This is a genomic window from Pseudomonas sp. GW821-FHT09C10, assembly GCF_059418085.1.
Genome location: NZ_JBWKPE010000014.1, coordinates 110,193 through 130,139 on the forward strand (window position 1 = coordinate 110,193; position 19,947 = coordinate 130,139).

Genomic DNA, 19,947 nt, shown 5'->3' on the forward strand with positions numbered 1-19,947 from the left:
GAATGCAGAGCAGGATGGGCAAAAGAAGGGAATTGAGCAACTATTATCTGTATGGATGTACAGCAATTCGTGTAAGCATTGCGGAAATAAATGTGGGAGGGGGCTTGCTCCCGATAGCGCCATATCAGTCAACGCAACTGTGACTGAACCACCGCTATCGGGAGCAAGCCCCTCCCACAAGGGATCTCCTGTGTTCAGGCGATCGTTTTAATTGTTGTCGAGATCCACATGCCGCGTTTCTTTAAGGCAAAACAATCCGACAATCAGGCTCACTCCTGTCACCACCACCGGGTACCACAAGCCATAGAAGATATCCCCGGTGTACACCACCAGCGCAAACGACACGGTCGGCAGGAACCCGCCAAACCAGCCGTTACCGATGTGGTAGGGCAGGGACATCGAGGTGTAGCGAATACGCGTTGGAAACAGTTCCACCATCAGCGCCGCCAGTGGGCCGTAGCACATGGCGGCGATCAGGATCAGCACCACGATCAGCACCACCACCATCACCTTGTTGACCTGGGCCACATCCGCAGAAGTCGGGTAGCCGGCCAGGGCCACTGCACCGCGCAGCGCTGCCTCGTCGAAGCCGTCGATGCGCACTTCACCCACGCTGACCTGCACCGGGCTGCCGGCCGGGGCGGCGGCACTGCTGTACGGCAGGCCTTGCTTGACCAGGAAGGTCTTGACCTTGTCGCACGGGCTGTCAAATTTTGCCTTGCCTACCGGATCGAACTGGAAGGTACAGGTGGCCGGGTCGGCCAGCACGGTGATCGGTGCCTGGCGGCTGGCCTGGTCCATCGCCGGGTTGGTGTAGTGCGCCAGGCCCTTGAAGATCGGGAAGTACAGCGCAGTGGCCAGCAGCAAGCCAAGCATCAGCACCGGCTTGCGACCCACCTTGTCGGACAGCCAGCCAAAGAAGATAAAGAACGGCGCGCCGATCACCACGCTGATAATCAGCAGCATATTGGCCAGGGCAGGGTCCATCCGCAGGAACTGCGTGAGGAAGAACAACACGTAAAACTGCGCCGCGTAGAAGGTCACCGCCTGGCCGCCGTTGATGCTGAACAAGGCGATCAACACGACCTTGAGGTTTTCCCACTTGCCGAAGGATTCACGGATGGGCGCCTTGCTGGCCTTGCCTTCCTCTTTCATCTTCAGGAACGCTGGCGATTCATGCAGGCTCATGCGGATCCAGGTGGAGATGCCCAGCAGCACGATGGAAAACAGAAACGGGATACGCCAGCCCCAGACTTCGAACTGATCGCCGGTGAAGTACCGGCATGCCAGCACCACCAGCAACGACAGCAGCAAGCCCAGGGTCGCGGTGGATTGAATCCAGCTGGTGTTGAGGCCGCGTTTGCCGGCCGGCGCATGTTCGGCCACATAGGTGGCCGCACCGCCGTACTCGCCGCCCAATGCCAGGCCTTGCAGCATGCGCAGCACGATCAGGATGATCGGCGCCGCGATGCCGATGCTGGCGTAGGTTGGCAGCAGGCCGACGCAGAAGGTCGCCACGCCCATCAGGATGATGGTCACCAGGAACGTGTACTTGCGCCCGATCATGTCGCCCAGGCGGCCGAACACCAGCGCACCGAACGGGCGTACCACAAAGCCGGCCGCAAAGGCCATCAAGGCAAAGATAAACGCCGTGGTGTCGTTGACCCCGGCAAAGAACTGCTTGCTGATCACCGCCGCCAGGGCGCCGTAGAGGAAAAAGTCATACCACTCGAACACCGTCCCCAGGGACGAGGCGAAGATGACTTTTCTTGATTCGTTACCGGTGCTCGCGTTGGTGGCCGAGCCCAGGGTTTGAGCATGTTCTGACATCGGGAAGCCCTCACAGTGATTATTTATTGTTGTTCCACTGTCGGCGCCAGGCTCAGCGCCGCTATTTCTCAGTTCCTTGCAGGAGCGAGCTTGCTCGCGAACGTTGTCAACAATTACGCGGGAAACCCGGAGGGCAGCGGCGCTTTTGCGTTTTTCGCGAGCAAGCTCGCTCCTACAGTGTTCGGCGAAAGGATCAGCTGCGCGGCTTTTTCCGCGATCATCAGCGTCGGTGAACAGGTATTGCCGGAGGTAATGCGCGGCATGACCGAGGCATCGGCGATACGCAGGCCGGGCACGCCATGCACGCGCAACTGGGCGTCGACCACCGCGTCTTTATCGCTGCCCATGCGGCAGGTGCCGACCGGATGGAAGATCGTCGTGCCGATACGCGCAGCGGCTTCGTGCAGTTGTTCTTCGGTTTGCAGCGAATCACCCGGCAGGTATTCCACCGGCTTGAACTGGCTCAGGGCCGGTGCGGCGACGATGCGTCGGGTCAGGCGAATCGCGTCGGCGGCCACCCGCAGGTCCTCCGGGTGGCTGAGGTAGTTGGGCCGGATCAGCGGCGCATCCGCCGGATTGGCCGAGCGGATATCGATGCGGCCACGGCTTTGCGGGCGCAGGTCGCAGACCGAGGCGGTAAACGCCGGGAACCCATGCAGTGGTTCACCAAAGCGCTCCAGGGACAGCGGCTGCACGTGGTATTCGAGGTTGGCCGAGGTCTGTTCCGGGCCCGAGCGGGCAAATGCGCCGAGCTGGCTGGGCGCCATCGACAGCGGACCGCTGCGGTCGTACAGGTAGCGCAGGCCCATGCCCATCTTGCCCCATACGGTACCGGCGATCTGGTTCAGGGTGCGGGCGTTTTCCAGCTTGTAGATCAGCCGCAGCTGCAGGTGATCCTGCAGGTTGCCGCCGACGCCCGGCAGTTCATGCCGCACGTCGATGCCCAGCGGCTTGAGCACGCTGGACGGGCCGATTCCCGAGCGTTGCAGGATGCCCGGCGAGCCCACGGAGCCGGCGCACAGCACGATTTCCTTGCGCGCCTTCCAGCTCACTGGCTGGCCGTTTTGACGCCCGATCACGGCCGAGGCGCGGCCGTTTTCCAGGACCACGCGGTCTACCTCGACCTCGGTCAGCACGGTGAGATTGGGCCGCTGGCGGATCGGCTTGAGAAACGCCTTGGCCGCGTTCCAGCGCACCCCGGCCTTCTGGTTGACCTGGAAGTAGCCGCAGCCTTCGTTATCGCCCTGGTTGAAGTCGCTGATGGTGGCAATGCCGCTTTGCGCTGCGGCGTCCCGAAAGGCGTCCAGGAGCGGCCAATGCAGCCGCTGCTGCTCGACTCGCCATTCGCCGTCGTCACTGTGGAATTCCGAGCTGCCGGCAAAATGGTTTTCGCTCTGCTTGAACAGTGGCAGCACGTCTTTCCAGGCCCAGCCATCGTTGCCTGCCGCCGCCCAGCCATCGTAGTCCTGGGCCTGGCCGCGCATGTAGATCATGCCGTTGATGGACGAGCAGCCGCCGAGCACCTTGCCCCGTGGGTAGCTCAACGCACGGCCTTGCAGGCCTTCCTGTGCTTCGGTCTTGAAGCACCAGTCGGTGCGCGGGTTACCGATACAGAACAGGTAGCCGACGGGGATATGGATCCAGGGGTAGTTGTCGCGGCCACCGGCTTCAAGCAGCAGCACGCGGTGGGCGGGGTTGGCGGACAGTCGATTGGCGAGCAGGCAGCCTGCGGGGCCGGCGCCTACTACCACATAATCGTATTCAGCAGCTGCAATGGGCATCTGAGGTCTCGCTTGTTTTTCTTATTGGCTCCATCCTAGTTGTTAGTTTTCGTCTTAAAAATGTTAGTTTTTACCCAGCTGCTGTGCGTTTTTAAACAGCGCTATCCGGGCCATGCAATGGAGGCGACATGTTCGACTGGAATGACCTGCGGTATTTTCTGGAGTTGCAGCGCAGCGGCCGCTTGCTCACCGCCGCGCAGCGCCTGAAAACCACGCACGCCACGGTGGCCCGGCATATCGAAGCCATTGAGAAGAGCCTCGGCACCGCGCTGTTCGTGCAGCACGCCCAGGGCTACGAACTGACCCCCGCTGGCGAAGCCCTGCTCAAACACGCCGAGGCCATGGAAAACGTCGCGCTGCTGGCCGAGGACGAACTGACCCACGCCGCTGCGCCCCTGGGCAAGATCCGCCTCGGGGTGGCCGAAGGGTTGGGGGTGATGTTCCTTGCCGGCCGCATGGGCGGGCTGTTCGAGCGCTACCCCGGATTGGAAGTGGAACTGGTGGCGGTGCCGCGCTTCGTCAGCATCCTCAACCGCGAGGCGGAAATCAGCATCCACCTCGAACGCCCCAGCGTCGATCAACTGGTCACGCGCAAACTCACCGATTATCGCCTGTCGCTCTATGCCAGCCGCGCTTACCTGGACCGCAATCCCCCGATCGAAAAACGCGAAGACCTCGCCGCCCACGCCTGGATCGACTACGTCGATGACCTGCTGTTCAGCCAGGAGCTGAAGTTTCTCAGCAGTTTCTGCCGTAACCCCAAGGTGGTGTTCCACAGCACCAGCGTCATCGCCCAGCACCAGGCCGCACGCTCCGGATTGGGGATTGCGGTGTTGCCGTGCTTCATGGCGTCGGGCGACCCGCAGCTGGTGCCGTTGCTGCCGGGGGAGGGGATCCAGCGCAGCTACTGGATCAGCTCGCGCCGGGAGTTGCACAAGTCGGTGCGGTTGCGGGTGCTGTGGGATTACGTGGTGGAATTGTGCGCGCGGGAGCAGCCACTGTTGCTCGGCGAATCCAACGGATGAAACCCTTTCACAGTGATCTGTGGTGTGGGTGACATCGGGTTAATCGCGCAATTCGAATTCGGCACTGCCCAATCGCTCTCCATTCACCAGCACATGCACCGCATGCCTGCCGGGATAATGCTTGCGTGTGGTCAACGCGCGAATATGCTGCTCGCGGCGGATGCTCTGCCGTTCACCCGCGTCCAGCGTAAACGCCTTGAGCTTGAACACCTTGGCCGCGCTGTGCCCGGCGCTTTTGACGTAATCGATGGCGTAGTCCACCACCAGTTTTTGCGCCGTGGCGGCGGTGGATTCCAGGCTGAACGACAGGGTGATCCGCTCGCCCAGGGTAATCACCGCCGGCGTCACGCTCAGGTGATGGAGCTTCACCTCGGCCTTGGCGCCGGCGCCCATGAGGGTCAGCGCGCGGGTGTTGCCCTGCTTGATCAGGCTGCGCAGCGCATGGCGGGCGATCCAGGCGGTGTGCGGGTTATCCAGGTTCCAGCCTTCGATCAGGGCGAGCACCCAATCCGGGTGGTCCTTGGTGATGTCGTTGAGGTGGTTGGCCACGGATTTACGTACGTAGAGGCTGCTGTCGGCCTTGAGGTTGTCGAGGATCGACGCGCACAGCTCGGGGTTGGCCTGCACCTTGGCCAGGCGAAACGACCACGGCAGGCGCGGGCGCGAGCCTTCGCTGGCGAGGCGGCGCACGTGTTCGTTGTCATCCAGCGACCAGGTTTGCATGATCGCCAGGGTGCGTTCGAAGTCGTGGAGCAAGAAGGGTCTTATGGCGAACTCAGCCGAGCCAAAGGGGGTGAAGTATTTGAGCGCGGCCATGGAGCGCTTGAAGTCATCCAGGCCGTAGCTCGCCACGTAGTGCGGCAGGCACAGGCTGACAAACCCGCTGTTCAGGCGCGGCGCCAGGGCGTAAAGCAGCTTGAGGGTCTGGGCATAGTCCAGCGGGATCACCGCGTGCAGGCTTTCGCTGACCCGCGCCATACGCTGCATCACCGATAACTCGGCGAGCCCGGCCTTGGCGTGCTTGAGAAACCCCTTGGCGTCGAACGCCGGGTACACCGCCGTCATCTCGCTGGCGATGTGCTGCAGGCGTTCGAGGTTGAAGATTTCCTTGAGGGCCGGGGCGCTTTGGTCGGTCATCGGTTATTCCGTCGTTAGAGAAACCAGCGGTATTCCCGCGCATGGATTTCTTGTTGAAAGGCCAGGTGATCCTGGCGTTTGTTCTCGCAGTACACGTCGACAAATTCGGCGCCCAGCTTATCGCGCACTACCGGCTGATGCTGCATGGCGCGCACGGCATCGAGCATTTCCACGGGGAAGTCGGTGCCGCTATTGCGGTCCTCGTTCAGTGGCGCGATAGGTTCTCGCCCGGCTTCAAGGCCATGTTCAAGGCCGACCAGGATCGCCGCCAGCACCAGATACGGGTTGGCGTCGGCACTGGCCAGGCGATGTTCGATCCTCAGGTTGCGCGGGTCGGAGTCGGGAATGCGCACGCACGCATCGCGGTCTTCAAACCCCCAGCAGGCGCGGGTGGCCGCGTTGACCGTACCGCCCAGGCGGCGGAAGGCGTTGTGGTTGGGCGAGAAGATCGGCATGCAGTGGGGCAGCAATTCCAGGCAACCGGCCACGGCGTGGCGCAGGGGTTGCTGCTGGTGCGCCGCGAGCACATTGTTGCCCGCACCGTCGTACAGGCTGACATGCACATGCATGCCGCTGCCGGGAAATTGCAGGTAAGGCTTGGCCATGAAGCTGGCGCGGTAGCCGTGCTTGAGCGCCACGCCGCGGGTGCTGCGGCAGAACAGGGCCGCCCAGTCGGCGGCGCGCAGGCCGTCGTCGAGGTGACCGAAATTGATCTCGAACTGGCCGGGGCCGAGTTCGGCGGTGATCACCGTGATGTCGATGCCCTGGTCCTTGGCGGTCTGCGCCATGTCGTCCAGCACCTCGCTGAAGCGCGACAGCCGTTCGATATGCAGGTTGGGCTGGTCGTCGGTGTCATCGCTGAGCGGGTCGCGGGCGAATTGCGGCAGGCCGTTGTCGAGTTTTTTGTCGAACAGGTAGAACTCCAGTTCGAAGGCCACCACCGGGTGAATGCCTTTGTGGTGCAGGCGCTCCAGCACCTTGGCCAGGACTTCGCGAGGTTCGAATTCGATCGGCGCCTCGGTACCGTCCGAGGTGATCAACATCTGTCCCAGCGGTTGCGACTCCCAGCTCACCGGCTTGAGCGTGCCCGGTACCAGGCGGCGGTTGGCGTCCGGGTCGCCATCGTGGAAGCAGTAGTCGCCGATCTTGAACAGCCCGCCCTGAACCCCCAGCAGCACGGCGTTCTGCGGCAGCTTCAAGGGGCTGCCGGCGGCGACCTTTTCCAGCATCTCGATGGGGTAGCGCTTGCCGTAGAAATGCCCGGGAATGTCCAGGGCGATCAGGTCGACATAGCGCACGTCGGGATGGTTCTGGCGAAAGGTCCGTACTTCGGCCAGTAACGTGGAGGCTTGGCTTTTCACGGGTGTTGCTCCTAGTTGTAAACCCACAGCACGCGGGCGGGCAGGTCGGTGAGGTTGGCGTAGCGGCAGTGGGCGAAACTGGCCAGGTGGAAGCTGTCACCGGGGCCGAGGGTGACCGAATCGGCCTCGCCCTCTACCCACAGCGTCAATTCGCCTTCCAGTACAAATCCGGCCTGCTCGGCGCGGTCGCTCATGGTCTGTTCACCGCTGTTGGCACCGGGTGCCAGCAGGCTGTCGAGCATCGAGAAGGCGCCATTCATGCTGGGGGACACCAGGATGTCGGTGATGCCGTTGGCGTAATACACCGTACGACGTTCGTTGGGGCGGGTGACCCAGCTCACGGCCTTGGGTTTGGGCAGGCTGTAGAAATAGGTGGTGGGCACATCGAGGGCATGGCTGATGGCGGTGAGATCCGCCACGGTCGGACGCGACAAGCCCCGTTCCACCTGGGACAGGAAGCCTACCGAACGCTCGATCTTCTGCGCGAGTTGGGCGAGGGTGAGCTTCTTGTACTTGCGCAGGTCGTGGATCAGGATCGCCAGGGCGTCGAGTTCTTCTTGCTGGTTCATGAAATTTATATCTAATAATTTCATGAAAAATTACAGGATTTATTTCATGGCGGCAATGGGCGAGGTGCGTAAGCCAGTGAATACCCTGTGGCGAGCGGGCTTGTCCCGCGTTGGGCTGCGTAGCAGCCCCATTAAAGAAGACGCGGTGTATCAGACACTCTGTAGCGGCTGGTTTTGGGGCTGCTTCGCAGCCCAATGCGGGACAAGCCTGCTCACCACAGGGAGATTTGTCAGGGTCTGAAAAGTTGTGTAGATACCTATGCTCATCACAGGGGATCAAGGTTCAGCAGGCTGAATGATTTCATGCGCCTGCGGTCGGAACCTGGGTACGCATCATTCATTGAAGGAGCACCCATGAAGTCCAAAACCCTCGCTGCCTGTGTCCTGGTCGCCGCCAGCCTGTCCACCGCCAGCTTTGTCGTGCAGGCCGGCGATACTCCCCAGGAAACCGTGCAGCCTTCGAACATCAATACCCGTGATTTGAAAGAAGGCGACCGCGCCCCGGACATCCTGATGCGCAAGGAGTCGGCGGTCAGCGACTGGAAGAAACGCGGTCTCAAGCAGCCTGAGGCCGACAGCCAGTGGGCCCGTGTGGGCGACAGGTTCGTGCTGCTCAAAACCACCAACGGCACCATCCTGGAGATCACGCCCGTCAAGAAATGACCCGCGTTTTTTCCTCGCTCTTGCGTTAAGGTAACCGGCCATCAAGACCGCGTTACCTTAGACGAAAGAGAGCAGGATGCTTGCCACAATAAGAAACTACCCCCGCGCCGTGAACCTGCTGTTGTCCGCCACGTTGCTGCTGACGCTGGCCAAGGCGATTACCTTTCCCTACCTGGTGATCTACCTCACCCGCCAATTTGCCCTAGACATCACCCAGGTCGGGCTGGTGATCGGTAGCTCGTTGATCCTTGGCTCGCTGCTCAGCGTATATGGCGGTTTTCTGGTCGACCGCATCAACAGTTATCGACTGTTGCTGGGGTTGAGCGTGCTGTTTGGGCTGGGATTTATCGGTACGTTGCTGGCGCAGAACATCTGGGCGTTCTACAGCTGCCTGATCCTGATCAACCTGGCCTATGCGGTCATCGATATTGCGGTAAAGGCCGGTTTTGCCAGCTTGCTGCCGGAAGATGCGCGCAGTGAAGTGTTTTCCATCAAGTACACCCTGACCAATATCGGCTATGCCGCCGGGCCGTTCTTTGGGGCGATGGTGGCCAAGCTGGATATCAGCCTGCCGTTCATCCTGTCGGCGTTGTTGGGGGCGGGGTTTTTCCTGCTGTACTGGCGTTGGGGCGATCGTACCCTGGCGACCATCGATGTGACGCAAAAGCCGGTGCCGTTCCTGGCCGTCGGCCGCGTGCTGCTGCGTGACCATCGCCTGGTGTGCTTCACCCTTGGGGGTGTGCTCAGCGCCGTGGTGTTCGGCCAGTTCACCGCCTACCTCTCGCAGTACCTGGTCACCACCACCAGTGCTGAATACACCTACACCGTCATCAGTGCCGTGCTCACCACCAACGCCGTGCTGGTGATCGCCTTGCAGTACGTGATTGGTCGACGTATTTCCCACCGTTACCTCAGCCAATGGCTGATCGCCGGCCTGGGTATGTTCATGCTGGGCCTGATTGGTTTTGCGTTGTCCACCAGCGTGCTCTGGTGGGTGCTGGCGATGGCGGTCTTTACCGTGGGGGAAATCATCGTGTTTCCGGCCGAATACATGTTTATCGACCGGATCGCCCCGGACCACCTGCGGGGCATGTACTACGGGGCGCAGAACCTGTCCAACCTGGGGGCGGCGTTGGGGCCGGTGTTGTGCGGGCTGGTGCTGGCCAGCCTGCCGGCCCATTACATGTTCTACATGCTGGGGGCGTTCATCGTCGCGGGCGGGGTGTTCTATTTCATTGGTTCGTCGTTGAAGGCACGTCTTCCAGCGTGACCTTGCCCATGTTGTTGCTTTGCAGTTCGTAGCGCAGTTCTTCCACCATCTTTTCCACGTCTTGCGGGGTCTGCAGCCGGTTGGTGCTGATCCCCGTCACCACCAGGTCCACCCGGCCGGTGTCGGCGTCGTAGACCTTGAGGGTCAGCGACGCATCCCGGCACAGGGTGAACTCGCATGTCAGCGGCGCGAGGCCTTCTTCGATGCAATTTCGCAGTTGAGAGAGCGTAAACATGTGGGTTCCTTCAGGGTGTCGTTTTACGACGGCACAGGTTGAAAGCCCTGTACTCACACCCTGAAGGTTAGGGATTGGGACTGCGCGGGATAAGGCGAATTCGCACTAACCGCACTAGTGCATTTGCACTTTTATCGGGTTTTCTTAACCCGCAGTTCACCGGCAAACAGCCCGCGTTCACGGGCCCAGACAATCGCTGCACTACGGCTATGCACCCCCAGTTTCGAGTACACCGTGGCCACATGGTTACGCACCGTGTTGGGCGCCAATTTCAGGCGTGAGGCGATCTCCTTGTCGGCCAGGCCCTCGCAGATCAGGCCGAGGACATCGCGCTCGCGGGCGGTCAGGTCGGTGAAGGCCACGTTCGGCAGGTTGGGGCTGTTGACGCTCTTGGCATTGGCCAGTTTCTCGATCAGGGTCTGGCTGAACCAGGACGCGTCCTGCATCACTTCCTCGATGGCCGCCACCAACTCCAGCTCCGAGCGCTTGCGTTCGGTGATGTTCATCATCACCAGCAGATAGCAGGGCACATCCTCAATGATCACCGTGTCTGCCGAGACCACGCAGTCGATGACCTCGTTACCTTTCTTGCGCACCTTGAGGTCCTGGCCATCGAGGTTGCCGGCTTTCTCCAGGGTGGCGAACAACTGCGCGGCCGCCTCCTGGTTGTCGATGAAGTTGATGTCTTCGATGGATTTACCGATCAGCTCTTCGCTGGTGTACCCGGTAATGGTCATGAACGCTTCGTTGACATCCACCACCTGGCGGTTGGCGGCGCTGCACACCAAGGTGGGCACCGGCGTCAGGCGAAACGACTTGGCGAAGCGCTCTTCACTCTGGCGCAGGGCGATTTCGGCCTTGCGGCGTGGCTCCAGGTCGGTGAAGGAAAACAGCATGCAGTCTTCCTCGTTCATGTCCAGCGGCTGGCCGGCGACGATCACCAGTTTGCTGCCGCCTCCGGGCAGTTTCAGCTCGGCCTGCATCTGCGGGATGGTCGCGCCTTCCCCCAGGCGCTGAACGGCCAGCTCCCTGCGTTCGGCATGCTCCAGCACGTCCAGTTCATACACTGAACGGCCGATCACTTGGTCACGGGTGTAGCCGGTCATCTCCAGGAAGCCCTGGTTTACTTTGATATAGCGCAGGTCGCTCAGGCGGCAGATCACCGCCGGCGCCGGGTTGGCGTTGAAGGTTTTCTCGAAGCGCTGTTCGGCGCTGGCCCATTCGGTGGCGTCGCTGAGGATCAGCACCAGCAATTCAGGCGTGCCGTGGGAATCGCTGATGACCAGGCTGCGCAGGCGGTGAACCCAGGTTTTTTCTTCATCGGCGGTGGGCATGACCTCCACTACCACATCACTGAATTCATCGCCTGCCGCCACGCGGGCGAGGGGGTAATTCTCCAAGGGCAAGGGATGATTATTACGATAGCGCAGGCTAAAGCGTTTGGCGTATTCCTGGGTATTGGCACCCAGTGCCGTGACGTCCTCCACACCGTGCATGGCCAGCGCGGCCTCATTGGCCCAGAGAATGGTCTGGTCGACTTCGGCCAGGATGATCCCGTCGGACAGCCCGGAGATAATCTGCTGCAGCTGGCGGCGATTGGTTTCTTTGGCGAGGACATCCTGGGTCATGGTTTCTCCGGGTTTTAGACGCATGAAAGTACGACAGCCCGGTGTCAGGATAGTGCAGGGCAATTGCGCGGCGTGGGGTGCGAATGCACCAGGTGGCCTGGTGCCTTTGCGCGAGGATGAGGAGTTGAAGCAACAGGCCGAGTATAAAACCCGTGAAGTGACGCCAAAGCAGCTGTCGCGTGCGGCGTTGAGTTTCTTTGTGGGGCGAATGGCACTGACGATGCGTCGGGTGCCGTTGGCTTGATCGATTATTGTTGTGTTCAAAAGTGGTTAGGGGGGGGCCCTAACCACACCTTTCAAGTTGCCAGCCAACCTACGATCGGCACAATCATCAACGTACTCAACGCCATTGAAACTACATTGCCAATGTACGGATGAAAATGGGCAGGCAGTCTCGCCGCAATTGCACAGGCCAACGGCGGTGCGATCAGTGCACCCAGCAATGCACTTGAAGTCACCACCATCCAACTGCCACCGTGGGTCAACACTGCTGCCGGTACCACAGATACCAACGGTACATAGGTGGGATACCAACCCCGCTTTATCCATTGATGGCGCCAGATCACTACGCCAAAAGCCGACGTCAGTGCCTGTGCTCCTACCATGTGCAAAAGCAGGCCGGAGCCATAAGCCGGGCTCATGGGGTTGAGGGCATAGGCAAGCAACACGCCTGCCAACAGTCCGAGACTGGCCAGCTCATTTCCAAAAAAGGGTGCTTCGGAAAAGTCCGCCAGCACTCGGCGCAGGCTCCAGAACACTCCGTAACTGGGCGGGGTAACAGGTATCGGTCGGTCTGGAGCGATAGAGTCCGAACGCACCAGCGAGGGCACCCGACGACACAGTGCAAATGCGATGACGCTTCCGATAGCCATACCCAGCACATTACCGACCACGGCTGGTAAACCCAGTGGCACACACACCAGATTGACGATCAACAAGCACAGTGGAGTAACCAGTAACGCTCCCAGCACTGCACCATTGAGGGCGACCTTCCAACCGCTGCCAAACATGAGCACCATCGCTGCTGGCAATGAAACAAACGCCGCAAACGTAGGCTGCCAGGTTTCGGCGGTAACGCTCCAACCCCACAGCAGGTTGCTCAGCAACAGCCCGATCAACGAACTGGTCACCACCCAAGGCCACAATCCGGTGCCGTAGCAAATGGAAAAGCCCTGCCAGGCTTTGCCACGTTTGTTTGCCCACCATGCCAGATAGGCACCACTCAATAGGCCCAGTGACGCGAGTTCATGCTTGTAAAAGGCAACTTCGCTTATATCCCCCACTACCCACCGCAACCACGCTAAGGGTTGGGGGAGGGCCGTCACCATCTCGTTGTATCCTGGCCATGAACCTTGATGACTGGATACAACCCATACCGCGAGCAAGGTAGCGACGAGTCCCAGTACAACAACTGTGATATCCGCTCGTGAGCGGGTTGGCGTTTTCCTGGCAAACAACGTTTCCATAGATTGCCCTCCTCTCAGCGAGGCAGGGCAGGGTGCTGGGAATACCCGAGCATCTGATCATAAAGATCATTGCGACGGTCCCGCTGCAGATCATTGAGGCTGTTCCAGATCGGCGCGCTGCGGGCGCTGGCGATGTCAATGTCGGCGAACAGGATCTCTTGGCGATTGGCCGAAGCCACGGCGCCGATTGGCCAGCCATTTGTCCCTGCAATCAAGGAGCATCCGAGATAGCGGGCATCCCGCTCTTCACCAATGCGGCTCGCGGCCGCGATAAATACGTTGTTCACATGTGCAGCAGTCATCGTCAGGTACGACGCCATGCACTTTCCTGCCTCATCGAACAACGGCGGAGGTGTCCACACCCAATTGTTCAAGCTGCAAATGATATCGGCGCCTTGCTGGCTCAAAATGCGCGGTACCTCCGGAAACCAGATGTCCCAGCAGATCAGTAGGCCGATACGACCGATCGGCGTTTCAAACACTGGAAAGCCAGAATTTCCCGGGGTGAACCAAAGCTTTTCCAGGTTCCATAAATGGGCTTTGCGGTATTTGCCTATGAACCCGTCGGGCCCCAGCAATACGGCTGTGTTGAACAGCTGCATACCATCGATTTCGCTAAGACCGGCGACCAGATACACCTGGTGCTTGCAGGCAAAGTCGATCCATTCCCGCACACTCGGTCCGTTCGGCACTGCCTCTGCATGATCAAACGCGTCCTGGCGGCTGCTGAACAAATAGCCGCAGTTGGAAAGCTCCGGCAGCACGATCAGATTGGCGCCGCCGTTTACTGCTTCAGTCGCCAGTAGAAGACTTTGACGCAGGTTGTCGCTTCGGTTGGCTATACCGACCTGTGGGTTGAACTGAATGACGGCGACGCGGGCAGGGCTTGTTGGTTCGTTCATGGGGGTGACCTCTTATTGTTATGCAACCAGGTTTGGTTGGATGTTTATAAGAGGTGACGAAATGTTCGAGGAGAAGTCGGATGGTTCCTGCTGCGTTGTAGTTAAATTCTCTAACGCTGCTTTAGCTGTTTGTGCTGAAACACCATGCCGAGCAGTGAGGCCCTAAGGTTAGAGAGGTCGTTGCTAAGCAATGGGCTGCTGTGCAGCCCAACGGGAGCAAGCTCCCTCGCCACAGAAACCGACTGTGCTTTTAGCGTGGCTGCACACACTCCAGTGACCGGTCCACCATCACACTCGCTATGTCCACCAGGTGCATGACCGAAAGCACCAGCGTACGTGACGGACCGTCCAGTTGATCACCTGCCGTCTGTGCGGCAACGGCGGCGCAACGCAGCACACTGCTGGCGTGGGCCAGGGCGTCTTCGAAGCTGAGGTCTGGGGTGGTGGTGAAAAATTGCCGTTCTGGGGCGGGTGGCGCGGGGACGAGTTTGTCCATTTTGAAGCTCCTCTAGTCAGTAGGAGCCGACACCATCGCTGCTAAACGATTTGGGGTGGCGGCCATGCGCAGGTTAGCAGACCGGTGACTAGTAACCCGGTGCACCCGAAGGTGCCCTGCGCACGGCCACCATGAAGCACGGGCCGAAAAAAAGCGCCCTGCAAAAGGTGGCGCTTTGCGCCTAGTCATATCGGCGGGCTGCTAAACCCGGTCACTGAATTGGCAGTGACCGCCGAAGACTAGCCACGTGATTTGAGCGGCGCAAGCGCTTGGGATTCTCTCGGAAACGTCCTGCAAGTTAAAGGGAAATGTCACGGCTGCGACTGTTCCTGCACTTGCCAAACCCCACCGATTCTGGGAAAACCCCAGTCTTTACGCCTTCAACGAGAACCACCATGAGCCCCGACGAACTCCAGATCACCGACACTCGCCCAGGCACCGGTAAAGCCGTGGTCAAGGGCGCACTGATCACCACCCAGTACACCGGCACCCTGGAAGACGGTACGGTCTTCGATTCGTCCTGGGAGCGGGGCAAGCCGTTCCAGTGTGTGATCGGCACCGGGCGGGTGATCAAGGGCTGGGACCAGGGGTTGATGGGCATGCAGGTCGGCGGGGTGCGCAGGTTGTTTGTGCCGGCGCACCTGGCCTATGGCGAACGGTCGATGGGCGCGCATATCAAGCCCAACAGCAATCTGCGCTTTGAGATTGAGTTGTTGGAAGTGCTGACGCGGGACGATTAATTTCGCAAAAACCTGGCCCACCACCTCGTACGCAGCTGCCACCTCACATTCAAGCATCGGCGGCTTCAGGCTGGGGGTTCCTGAACCCTCCCTGAAGAATCTTCTTATTCACCATATGGAAACTTTCCTACGGTTTACTCTCCTTAAATCGGGGCGTAAGCTTCGCGCGTTTTCATCAATAGCGGAGACCCTCAGTGGGTACTTGTTCGAGTGACAGTTGTCGGCCGGTCTCGGTAACCGGCACATACTTGGCAAGATAACGCGCATTTTTTTCGATGCCGTTGTCTCGCCACCTAGCGAGAAGCGGCATCCCGACAGCGGCCAGTCCTGGCCCCTGTGCGATCCCTCTCATCGACGCTGACCAGCACCCGGTTAACCTCGGGATGCTACGGACGCGCCTGCCTTTTACGGCGGGCGGGCCGGGCTGACTGTGCCTACGAAGCGGGCGCGGTGGGGCAGGCAGTACCTGCACGACGGTTTTTTCCTCGCGCAGGAGTAACACACCATGAACCTCACTCTGTTGAAAGAGTTCTTCGCCGGCTTCCTGCGGACCCGGCATATCGCCCGGCATTTCCGTCGCCTGGCGATGCTCGAAACCGTCACCGATGCCAGCGTCAGCCGCGAAGTGCCGCCCACCCTGGCGCAAACCCTGGTGGTCGCGGCCAATAGCAGCGCCGTGCAATTGCTCGGTACGTTGGGCAGCCATACCGAGGGCTTGAGCAGCCTGGAAGCCGATGCCCTGCACGTGCAATACGGCCTCAATGAAGTCGAGCACGAGCAGCCGCTGCCGTGGTGGGTGCACCTGTGGCATTGCTACAAGAACCCGTTCAACCTGCTGCTGACCTTGCTGGCGGTGATCTCCTGGCTGACCGAAGACATGAAGGCCGCCACGGTGATTTTCTCCATGGTGGTGCTCTCGACCCTGCTGCGCTTCTGGCAGGAGGCCAAGTCCAACAAGGCCGCCGATGCCTTGAAAGCCATGGTGAGCAACACCGCCACGGTGCTGCGCCGCGATGATGCCAAACGCGTCGAATTGCCCATCAAGCAGTTGGTGCCGGGCGACCTGATCGTGCTCTCGGCCGGGGACATGATCCCCGCCGACTGCCGCGTGCTCAGCGCCAAGGACCTGTTCGTCAGCCAGGCGGCGATGACCGGTGAATCGATGCCGGTGGAGAAGTTCGCCCAGCAGCGCGACACCAACACCCGCAACCCGCTGGACCTGGAGAACATCCTGTTCATGGGCACCAATGTGGTGTCCGGCGCCGCGACGGCGGTGATTCTGACCACCGGCAACAGCACCTATTTCGGTGCGCTGGCCCAACGCGTGACGGCCACCGACCGTGCGACCACCTCGTTCCAGCACGGCGTCAACAAGGTCAGCTGGCTGTTGATCCGCTTTATGTTCGTGATGGCACCGCTGGTGTTGTTCATCAACGGTTTCACCAAGGGCGACTGGACCGAAGCGCTGCTGTTCGCGCTGTCGATCGCCGTGGGCCTGACCCCGGAAATGCTGCCGATGATTGTCACGTCCACCCTGGCCAAGGGCGCGGTGTTCCTGTCGCGCAAGAAGGTCATCGTCAAGCGCCTGGATGCGATCCAGAACTTTGGCGCGATGGATGTGCTGTGCACCGACAAGACCGGCACCCTGACCCAGGACCGGATTTTCCTGGCGCGTCATGTGGACGTGTGGGGCGAAGAGTCTGACGATGTGCTGGAGATGGCTTACCTCAACAGCTACTACCAGACCGGCCTGAAAAACCTGCTGGACGTGGCGGTGCTGGAGCACGTGGAGGTGCATCGCGAACTGAAGGTCGGCACCGCGTTCCAGAAGGTGGATGAAATCCCGTTCGACTTCAACCGCCGCCGCATGTCGGTGGTGGTGGCCGAGCAGGGCCGGCCGCATCTGCTGATCTGCAAAGGTGCGGTTGAGGAGATCCTCTCGGTGTGCAACAGCGTGCGTCATGGTGATGTCAACGAAGCGCTGACCGACGAGCTGCTGGCGCGCATTCGCCAGGTCACTGCCGCGTTCAACGAAGAAGGCCTGCGGGTGGTAGCCGTGGCTGCGCAACCGATGGCCCCGGGGCGCGACACTTACAGCCTGGCGGATGAAAACAACCTCACGCTGATCGGCTACGTCGCGTTCCTCGACCCGCCCAAGGAAAGCACTGCGCCCGCTCTCAAGGCGCTGAAAGCCCATGGTGTGGCGGTCAAAGTGCTGACCGGCGACAACGAGCTGGTCACCGCTAAAATCTGCCGTGAAGTGGGTCTGGAGCAACAGGGCCTTTTGATGGGCAACGACATCGAGGACATGACCGACGCCCAGTTGGCCAAGGCCGTGGAAACCACCAATGTGTTCGCCCGCCTGACGCCCAGCCACAAGGAACGCATCGTGCGCCTGCTCAAGGCCAACGGGCATGTGGTGGGCTTTATGGGGGACGGCATCAATGACGCGCCGGCGCTGCGGACGGCGGATATCGGGATTTCGGTGGACAGCGCGGTGGATATCGCCAAGGAAGCCGCCGACATCATCCTGCTGGAAAAGAGCCTGATGATCCTGGAGGAGGGCGTGCTGGAGGGCCGGCGCACCTTCGCCAATATGCTCAAGTACATCAAGATGACCGCCAGTTCCAACTTCGGCAACGTGTTCTCGGTGCTGGTGGCCAGTGCGTTTATCCCGTTCCTGCCGATGCTGCCGATGCACCTGCTGGTGCAAAACCTGCTGTATGACATCTCGCAGATCGCGATTCCGTTCGATAACGTCGACGAGGACATGCTCGCCAAACCACAACGCTGGCAGCCAGGGGATGTGGGGCGGTTCATGCTGTTTTTCGGGCCGATCAGTTCGATCTTCGACATCACCACGTTCGCACTGATGTGGTATGTCTTCGATGCCAACACCCCTGACCACCAGACGCTGTTCCAGTCCGGCTGGTTCGTGGTGGGGCTGCTGACCCAGACGCTGATCGTGCACATGATCCGCACCCCGAAAATCCCGTTCCTGCAAAGCCGCGCGGCGCTGCCGTTGATGGTGATGACCGGCGTGATCATGGCCGTGGGGATCTTCCTGCCGATGGGGCCGCTGGCGCATTACTTCAAATTGCAGGCGCTGCCGTCGCTGTACTTTGTGTTCCTGCCGGTGATCCTGCTGGCGTACATGGCGCTGACCCAGGCGGTGAAGGGCTACTACATCCGTAAGTTTGGCTGGCAATGAACAGGGACGGTTTCCCATGCAAGCAATCGACAACATCAACCTCAACTCCCTGATCGATACCCTGGTCAGCCTCACCGCTGCCTTTATCCTCGGTGGCCTGATCGGCTTCGAGCGCCAGTACCGCCAACGCACGGCGGGCCTGCGCACCAACGTACTGGTGGCGGTGGGCGCGGCGATTTTCGTTGACATGGCCAACCGCCTCGGCGGTGCGGAAGGCGCCGTGCGGGTGGTGGCGTATGTGGTATCGGGCATCGGCTTTCTGGGGGCCGGTGTGATCATGCGTGAAGAAGGCAATGTGCGCGGTCTCAACACCGCCGCCACGCTCTGGGCGTCGGCGGCGGTGGGAGCGTGCGCCGGTGCCGACCTGGTCCTCGAGGCGCTGTTGGGCACGCTGTTCGTGCTGGCGGCCAACACGCTGCTGCGGCCCATCGTCAATAACATCAACCGCCAACCGCTGGATGTGGTGTCGGCGGAGGTCACCAACATCCTCTATGTGATTGCCCGGCGTACCCAGCAAACCGCGGTATTGGCGTTGCTGGAAGCTGAACTGGCGCGCTGTAACTACCCGGCCAGCGATGTCGATGTACGACCGTTCGGCGCCGAGGAGGTTGAAATCGAAGCCACACTGGCGGTGACCTCGGTAGACGGTGACGAGTTGGACGCCCTGGTGGCGCGAATTTCCCGGTCGACCCTGGTGGTACAGGCGTTCTGGAGCCCCAGCACCACCGAGTAGCTTCTGGAGGACTCTGAGGAAAAGTCCTACATTTAGTCGAGATTATCCCTTCATTTGAAAAAGCACGCGGTTGCTAAGGTTGCGCGCTTGCGCCTGTTCAGGAATTAAGGCGTGGCTTCACATGTTTACTGTGTTTTTCAAAAGGAGGGGCCTGTACTGCCTGAGGTGTTTGACCGAGTAATCAGTGCCGCTTGTCGGAACTGTTACTTTTCACAGGTAGTGGGGTCTCGCGTGATATGTAAGCGTACTGATCTTCCCAGGGGAGTCTTATGAGCAACAAAGCTTTAATCGTGGATGATCACCCTTTTATACGCGCCACCGTGAAGTATCTGTTGAAGCAGGAAGGCTTCGATACCATCTACGAAGCGGGGAACGGCGCTGACGCCATGCAGATTGCTCGTGAAGAACGTCCGGACCTGGTCATTCTCGACCTGGCGATGCCCAAGCTCGGTGGGTTGGAGGTGATCAGCCGGATCAAGGCACTGGAGTTGCCCTGCAGGATCCTGGTGCTGACCTCGTATCTGGCGGTGTTTTTTTCCACTCGCTGCATGCGCGCCGGGGCGATGGGGTTTGTCGCCAAGACCGGTGAGCTGGATGAGCTGCAAAAGGCGATCAGGGCGATCAGGTCCGGCTACAGTTGCTTCCCCAGCCTGCCCACCAGTTCGGTGCGTCGCGACGACCTGCAATCGACCGAGCAGGAGTTGGTGGAGGCGCTATCCGATCGCGAATTGACCGTCCTGCAAAAGCTGGCCCTGGGCCTGGGCAACAAGGATATTGCCGACGACATGCTGTTGAGCCACAAGACTATCAGTACCTACAAGACGCGGCTCAAGGAGAAGTTGCGTATGTCGTCGGTGGTGCATCTGTCCAAGTTCGCCCAGCGCAATCATCTGATCTGAA

The 19,947-nt window shown here is 60.4% G+C and carries 18 protein-coding genes; 8 read left to right on the plus strand and 10 right to left on the minus strand.

What is annotated here, in order from left to right:
• Positions 1-207: 207 nt before the first annotated feature.
• Positions 208-1,830, minus strand: coding sequence for an MFS transporter (locus AC07OT_RS24025; protein WP_027603179.1), 1,623 nt, complete (start codon positions 1,828-1,830; stop codon positions 208-210).
• Between the two features lie 113 nt (positions 1,831-1,943).
• Positions 1,944-3,611, minus strand: coding sequence for a GMC family oxidoreductase (locus AC07OT_RS24030; protein ID WP_495109211.1), 1,668 nt, complete (start codon positions 3,609-3,611; stop codon positions 1,944-1,946).
• Positions 3,612-3,739: 128 nt separating this feature from the next.
• Here AC07OT_RS24030 and AC07OT_RS24035 point away from each other — a divergent pair, with 128 nt between their 5' ends.
• Complete coding sequence (locus AC07OT_RS24035) at positions 3,740-4,636, plus strand: LysR family transcriptional regulator (RefSeq protein ID WP_495109212.1); 897 nt, start codon at positions 3,740-3,742, stop codon at positions 4,634-4,636.
• 39 nt (positions 4,637-4,675) lie between these two features.
• Here AC07OT_RS24035 and AC07OT_RS24040 read toward each other — a convergent pair whose 3' ends face one another.
• The 3 genes from AC07OT_RS24040 to AC07OT_RS24050 are packed head-to-tail and all read right to left on the minus strand — an operon-like array spanning position 4,676 to position 7,703.
• Complete coding sequence (locus AC07OT_RS24040) at positions 4,676-5,773, minus strand: DNA alkylation repair protein (protein WP_495109213.1); 1,098 nt, start codon at positions 5,771-5,773, stop codon at positions 4,676-4,678.
• Positions 5,774-5,787: 14 nt separating this feature from the next.
• Positions 5,788-7,134 (minus strand): glutamine synthetase family protein, encoded by a 1,347-nt coding sequence (locus AC07OT_RS24045; RefSeq protein ID WP_495109214.1) that lies wholly within the window; start codon positions 7,132-7,134, stop codon positions 5,788-5,790.
• A gap of 11 nt (positions 7,135-7,145) precedes the next feature.
• Positions 7,146-7,703 (minus strand): helix-turn-helix domain-containing protein, encoded by a 558-nt coding sequence (locus AC07OT_RS24050; RefSeq protein WP_407694643.1) that lies wholly within the window; start codon positions 7,701-7,703, stop codon positions 7,146-7,148.
• Between the two features lie 354 nt (positions 7,704-8,057).
• Here AC07OT_RS24050 and AC07OT_RS24055 point away from each other — a divergent pair, with 354 nt between their 5' ends.
• Both AC07OT_RS24055 and AC07OT_RS24060 read left to right on the plus strand, forming a co-directional pair.
• Positions 8,058-8,366, plus strand: a complete 309-nt coding sequence (locus AC07OT_RS24055) for an RcnB family protein (protein ID WP_027603185.1) — start codon at positions 8,058-8,060, stop codon at positions 8,364-8,366.
• Between the two features lie 76 nt (positions 8,367-8,442).
• On the plus strand, positions 8,443-9,636 hold the full coding sequence (locus AC07OT_RS24060) for an MFS transporter (RefSeq protein ID WP_495109215.1): 1,194 nt from the start codon (positions 8,443-8,445) through the stop codon (positions 9,634-9,636).
• Here the strand turns inward: AC07OT_RS24060 and AC07OT_RS24065 are convergent.
• Together AC07OT_RS24065 and AC07OT_RS24070 are read right to left on the minus strand one after the other, a co-directional pair.
• Positions 9,599-9,871: a DUF1652 domain-containing protein gene (locus tag AC07OT_RS24065; protein ID WP_495109216.1), complete on the minus strand. Its 273-nt coding sequence runs from the start codon at positions 9,869-9,871 to the stop codon at positions 9,599-9,601. The two genes, AC07OT_RS24060 and AC07OT_RS24065, sit on opposite strands and share 38 nt — an antisense overlap.
• A gap of 131 nt (positions 9,872-10,002) precedes the next feature.
• Complete coding sequence (locus AC07OT_RS24070; RefSeq protein WP_495109217.1) at positions 10,003-11,499, minus strand: PAS domain S-box protein; 1,497 nt, start codon at positions 11,497-11,499, stop codon at positions 10,003-10,005.
• A gap of 22 nt (positions 11,500-11,521) precedes the next feature.
• On the opposite strand from AC07OT_RS24070, the gene AC07OT_RS24075 reads away from it, so the two are divergent.
• Positions 11,522-11,743, plus strand: coding sequence for a hypothetical protein (locus tag AC07OT_RS24075; protein WP_495109218.1), 222 nt, complete (start codon positions 11,522-11,524; stop codon positions 11,741-11,743).
• Between the two features lie 52 nt (positions 11,744-11,795).
• Here AC07OT_RS24075 and AC07OT_RS24080 read toward each other — a convergent pair whose 3' ends face one another.
• From AC07OT_RS24080 to AC07OT_RS24090, 3 genes are all read right to left on the minus strand, one after another.
• Positions 11,796-12,965, minus strand: a complete 1,170-nt coding sequence (locus tag AC07OT_RS24080; protein WP_495109219.1) for a hypothetical protein — start codon at positions 12,963-12,965, stop codon at positions 11,796-11,798.
• Between the two features lie 14 nt (positions 12,966-12,979).
• On the minus strand, positions 12,980-13,867 hold the full coding sequence (locus AC07OT_RS24085) for a nitrilase family protein (RefSeq protein WP_495109220.1): 888 nt from the start codon (positions 13,865-13,867) through the stop codon (positions 12,980-12,982).
• Positions 13,868-14,117: 250 nt separating this feature from the next.
• Positions 14,118-14,363 carry a DUF6124 family protein gene (locus AC07OT_RS24090; protein WP_495109221.1) on the minus strand — a complete coding sequence of 82 codons (246 nt, stop codon included), beginning with the start codon at positions 14,361-14,363 and terminating at the stop codon, positions 14,118-14,120.
• Positions 14,364-14,758: 395 nt separating this feature from the next.
• Between AC07OT_RS24090 and AC07OT_RS24095 the strand changes: the two genes are divergently transcribed.
• The 4 genes from AC07OT_RS24095 (at position 14,759) to AC07OT_RS24110 (ending at position 19,946) form a co-directional block, all read left to right on the plus strand.
• Complete coding sequence (locus AC07OT_RS24095; protein WP_065926228.1) at positions 14,759-15,103, plus strand: FKBP-type peptidyl-prolyl cis-trans isomerase; 345 nt, start codon at positions 14,759-14,761, stop codon at positions 15,101-15,103.
• A 505-nt stretch (positions 15,104-15,608) separates the two neighbouring features.
• On the plus strand, positions 15,609-18,314 hold the full coding sequence (gene mgtA / locus AC07OT_RS24100; RefSeq protein WP_495109222.1) for a magnesium-translocating P-type ATPase: 2,706 nt from the start codon (positions 15,609-15,611) through the stop codon (positions 18,312-18,314).
• A 16-nt stretch (positions 18,315-18,330) separates the two neighbouring features.
• The gene (locus AC07OT_RS24105) at positions 18,331-19,047 is read left to right on the plus strand and encodes an MgtC/SapB family protein (RefSeq protein ID WP_065942150.1); all 717 of its coding nucleotides are present in this window, start codon (positions 18,331-18,333) and stop codon (positions 19,045-19,047) included.
• A gap of 269 nt (positions 19,048-19,316) precedes the next feature.
• Positions 19,317-19,946: a response regulator transcription factor gene (locus AC07OT_RS24110; RefSeq protein WP_115487913.1), complete on the plus strand. Its 630-nt coding sequence runs from the start codon at positions 19,317-19,319 to the stop codon at positions 19,944-19,946.
• Position 19,947: the final 1 nt, after the last annotated feature.

What these genes read in the sequence shown, in the direction of transcription:
- AC07OT_RS24085 (WP_495109220.1), bottom strand. Translation starts at nt 13,867, where the DNA reads ATGAACGAACCAACAAGCCCTGCCCGCGTCGCCGTCATTCAGTTCAAC.
- mgtA (WP_495109222.1), top strand. Translation starts at nt 15,609, where the DNA reads ATGAACCTCACTCTGTTGAAAGAGTTCTTCGCCGGCTTCCTGCGGACC.
- AC07OT_RS24050 (WP_407694643.1), bottom strand. Translation starts at nt 7,703, where the DNA reads ATGAACCAGCAAGAAGAACTCGACGCCCTGGCGATCCTGATCCACGAC.
- AC07OT_RS24110 (WP_115487913.1), top strand. Translation starts at nt 19,317, where the DNA reads ATGAGCAACAAAGCTTTAATCGTGGATGATCACCCTTTTATACGCGCC.
- AC07OT_RS24095 (WP_065926228.1), top strand. Translation starts at nt 14,759, where the DNA reads ATGAGCCCCGACGAACTCCAGATCACCGACACTCGCCCAGGCACCGGT.
- AC07OT_RS24055 (WP_027603185.1), top strand. Translation starts at nt 8,058, where the DNA reads ATGAAGTCCAAAACCCTCGCTGCCTGTGTCCTGGTCGCCGCCAGCCTG.
- AC07OT_RS24025 (WP_027603179.1), bottom strand. Translation starts at nt 1,830, where the DNA reads ATGTCAGAACATGCTCAAACCCTGGGCTCGGCCACCAACGCGAGCACC.
- AC07OT_RS24065 (WP_495109216.1), bottom strand. Translation starts at nt 9,871, where the DNA reads ATGTTTACGCTCTCTCAACTGCGAAATTGCATCGAAGAAGGCCTCGCG.
- AC07OT_RS24090 (WP_495109221.1), bottom strand. Translation starts at nt 14,363, where the DNA reads ATGGACAAACTCGTCCCCGCGCCACCCGCCCCAGAACGGCAATTTTTC.
- AC07OT_RS24030 (WP_495109211.1), bottom strand. Translation starts at nt 3,611, where the DNA reads ATGCCCATTGCAGCTGCTGAATACGATTATGTGGTAGTAGGCGCCGGC.
- AC07OT_RS24070 (WP_495109217.1), bottom strand. Translation starts at nt 11,499, where the DNA reads ATGACCCAGGATGTCCTCGCCAAAGAAACCAATCGCCGCCAGCTGCAG.
- AC07OT_RS24105 (WP_065942150.1), top strand. Translation starts at nt 18,331, where the DNA reads ATGCAAGCAATCGACAACATCAACCTCAACTCCCTGATCGATACCCTG.
- AC07OT_RS24075 (WP_495109218.1), top strand. Translation starts at nt 11,522, where the DNA reads ATGAAAGTACGACAGCCCGGTGTCAGGATAGTGCAGGGCAATTGCGCG.
- AC07OT_RS24035 (WP_495109212.1), top strand. Translation starts at nt 3,740, where the DNA reads ATGTTCGACTGGAATGACCTGCGGTATTTTCTGGAGTTGCAGCGCAGC.
- AC07OT_RS24040 (WP_495109213.1), bottom strand. Translation starts at nt 5,773, where the DNA reads ATGACCGACCAAAGCGCCCCGGCCCTCAAGGAAATCTTCAACCTCGAA.
- AC07OT_RS24080 (WP_495109219.1), bottom strand. Translation starts at nt 12,965, where the DNA reads ATGGAAACGTTGTTTGCCAGGAAAACGCCAACCCGCTCACGAGCGGAT.
- AC07OT_RS24060 (WP_495109215.1), top strand. Translation starts at nt 8,443, where the DNA reads ATGCTTGCCACAATAAGAAACTACCCCCGCGCCGTGAACCTGCTGTTG.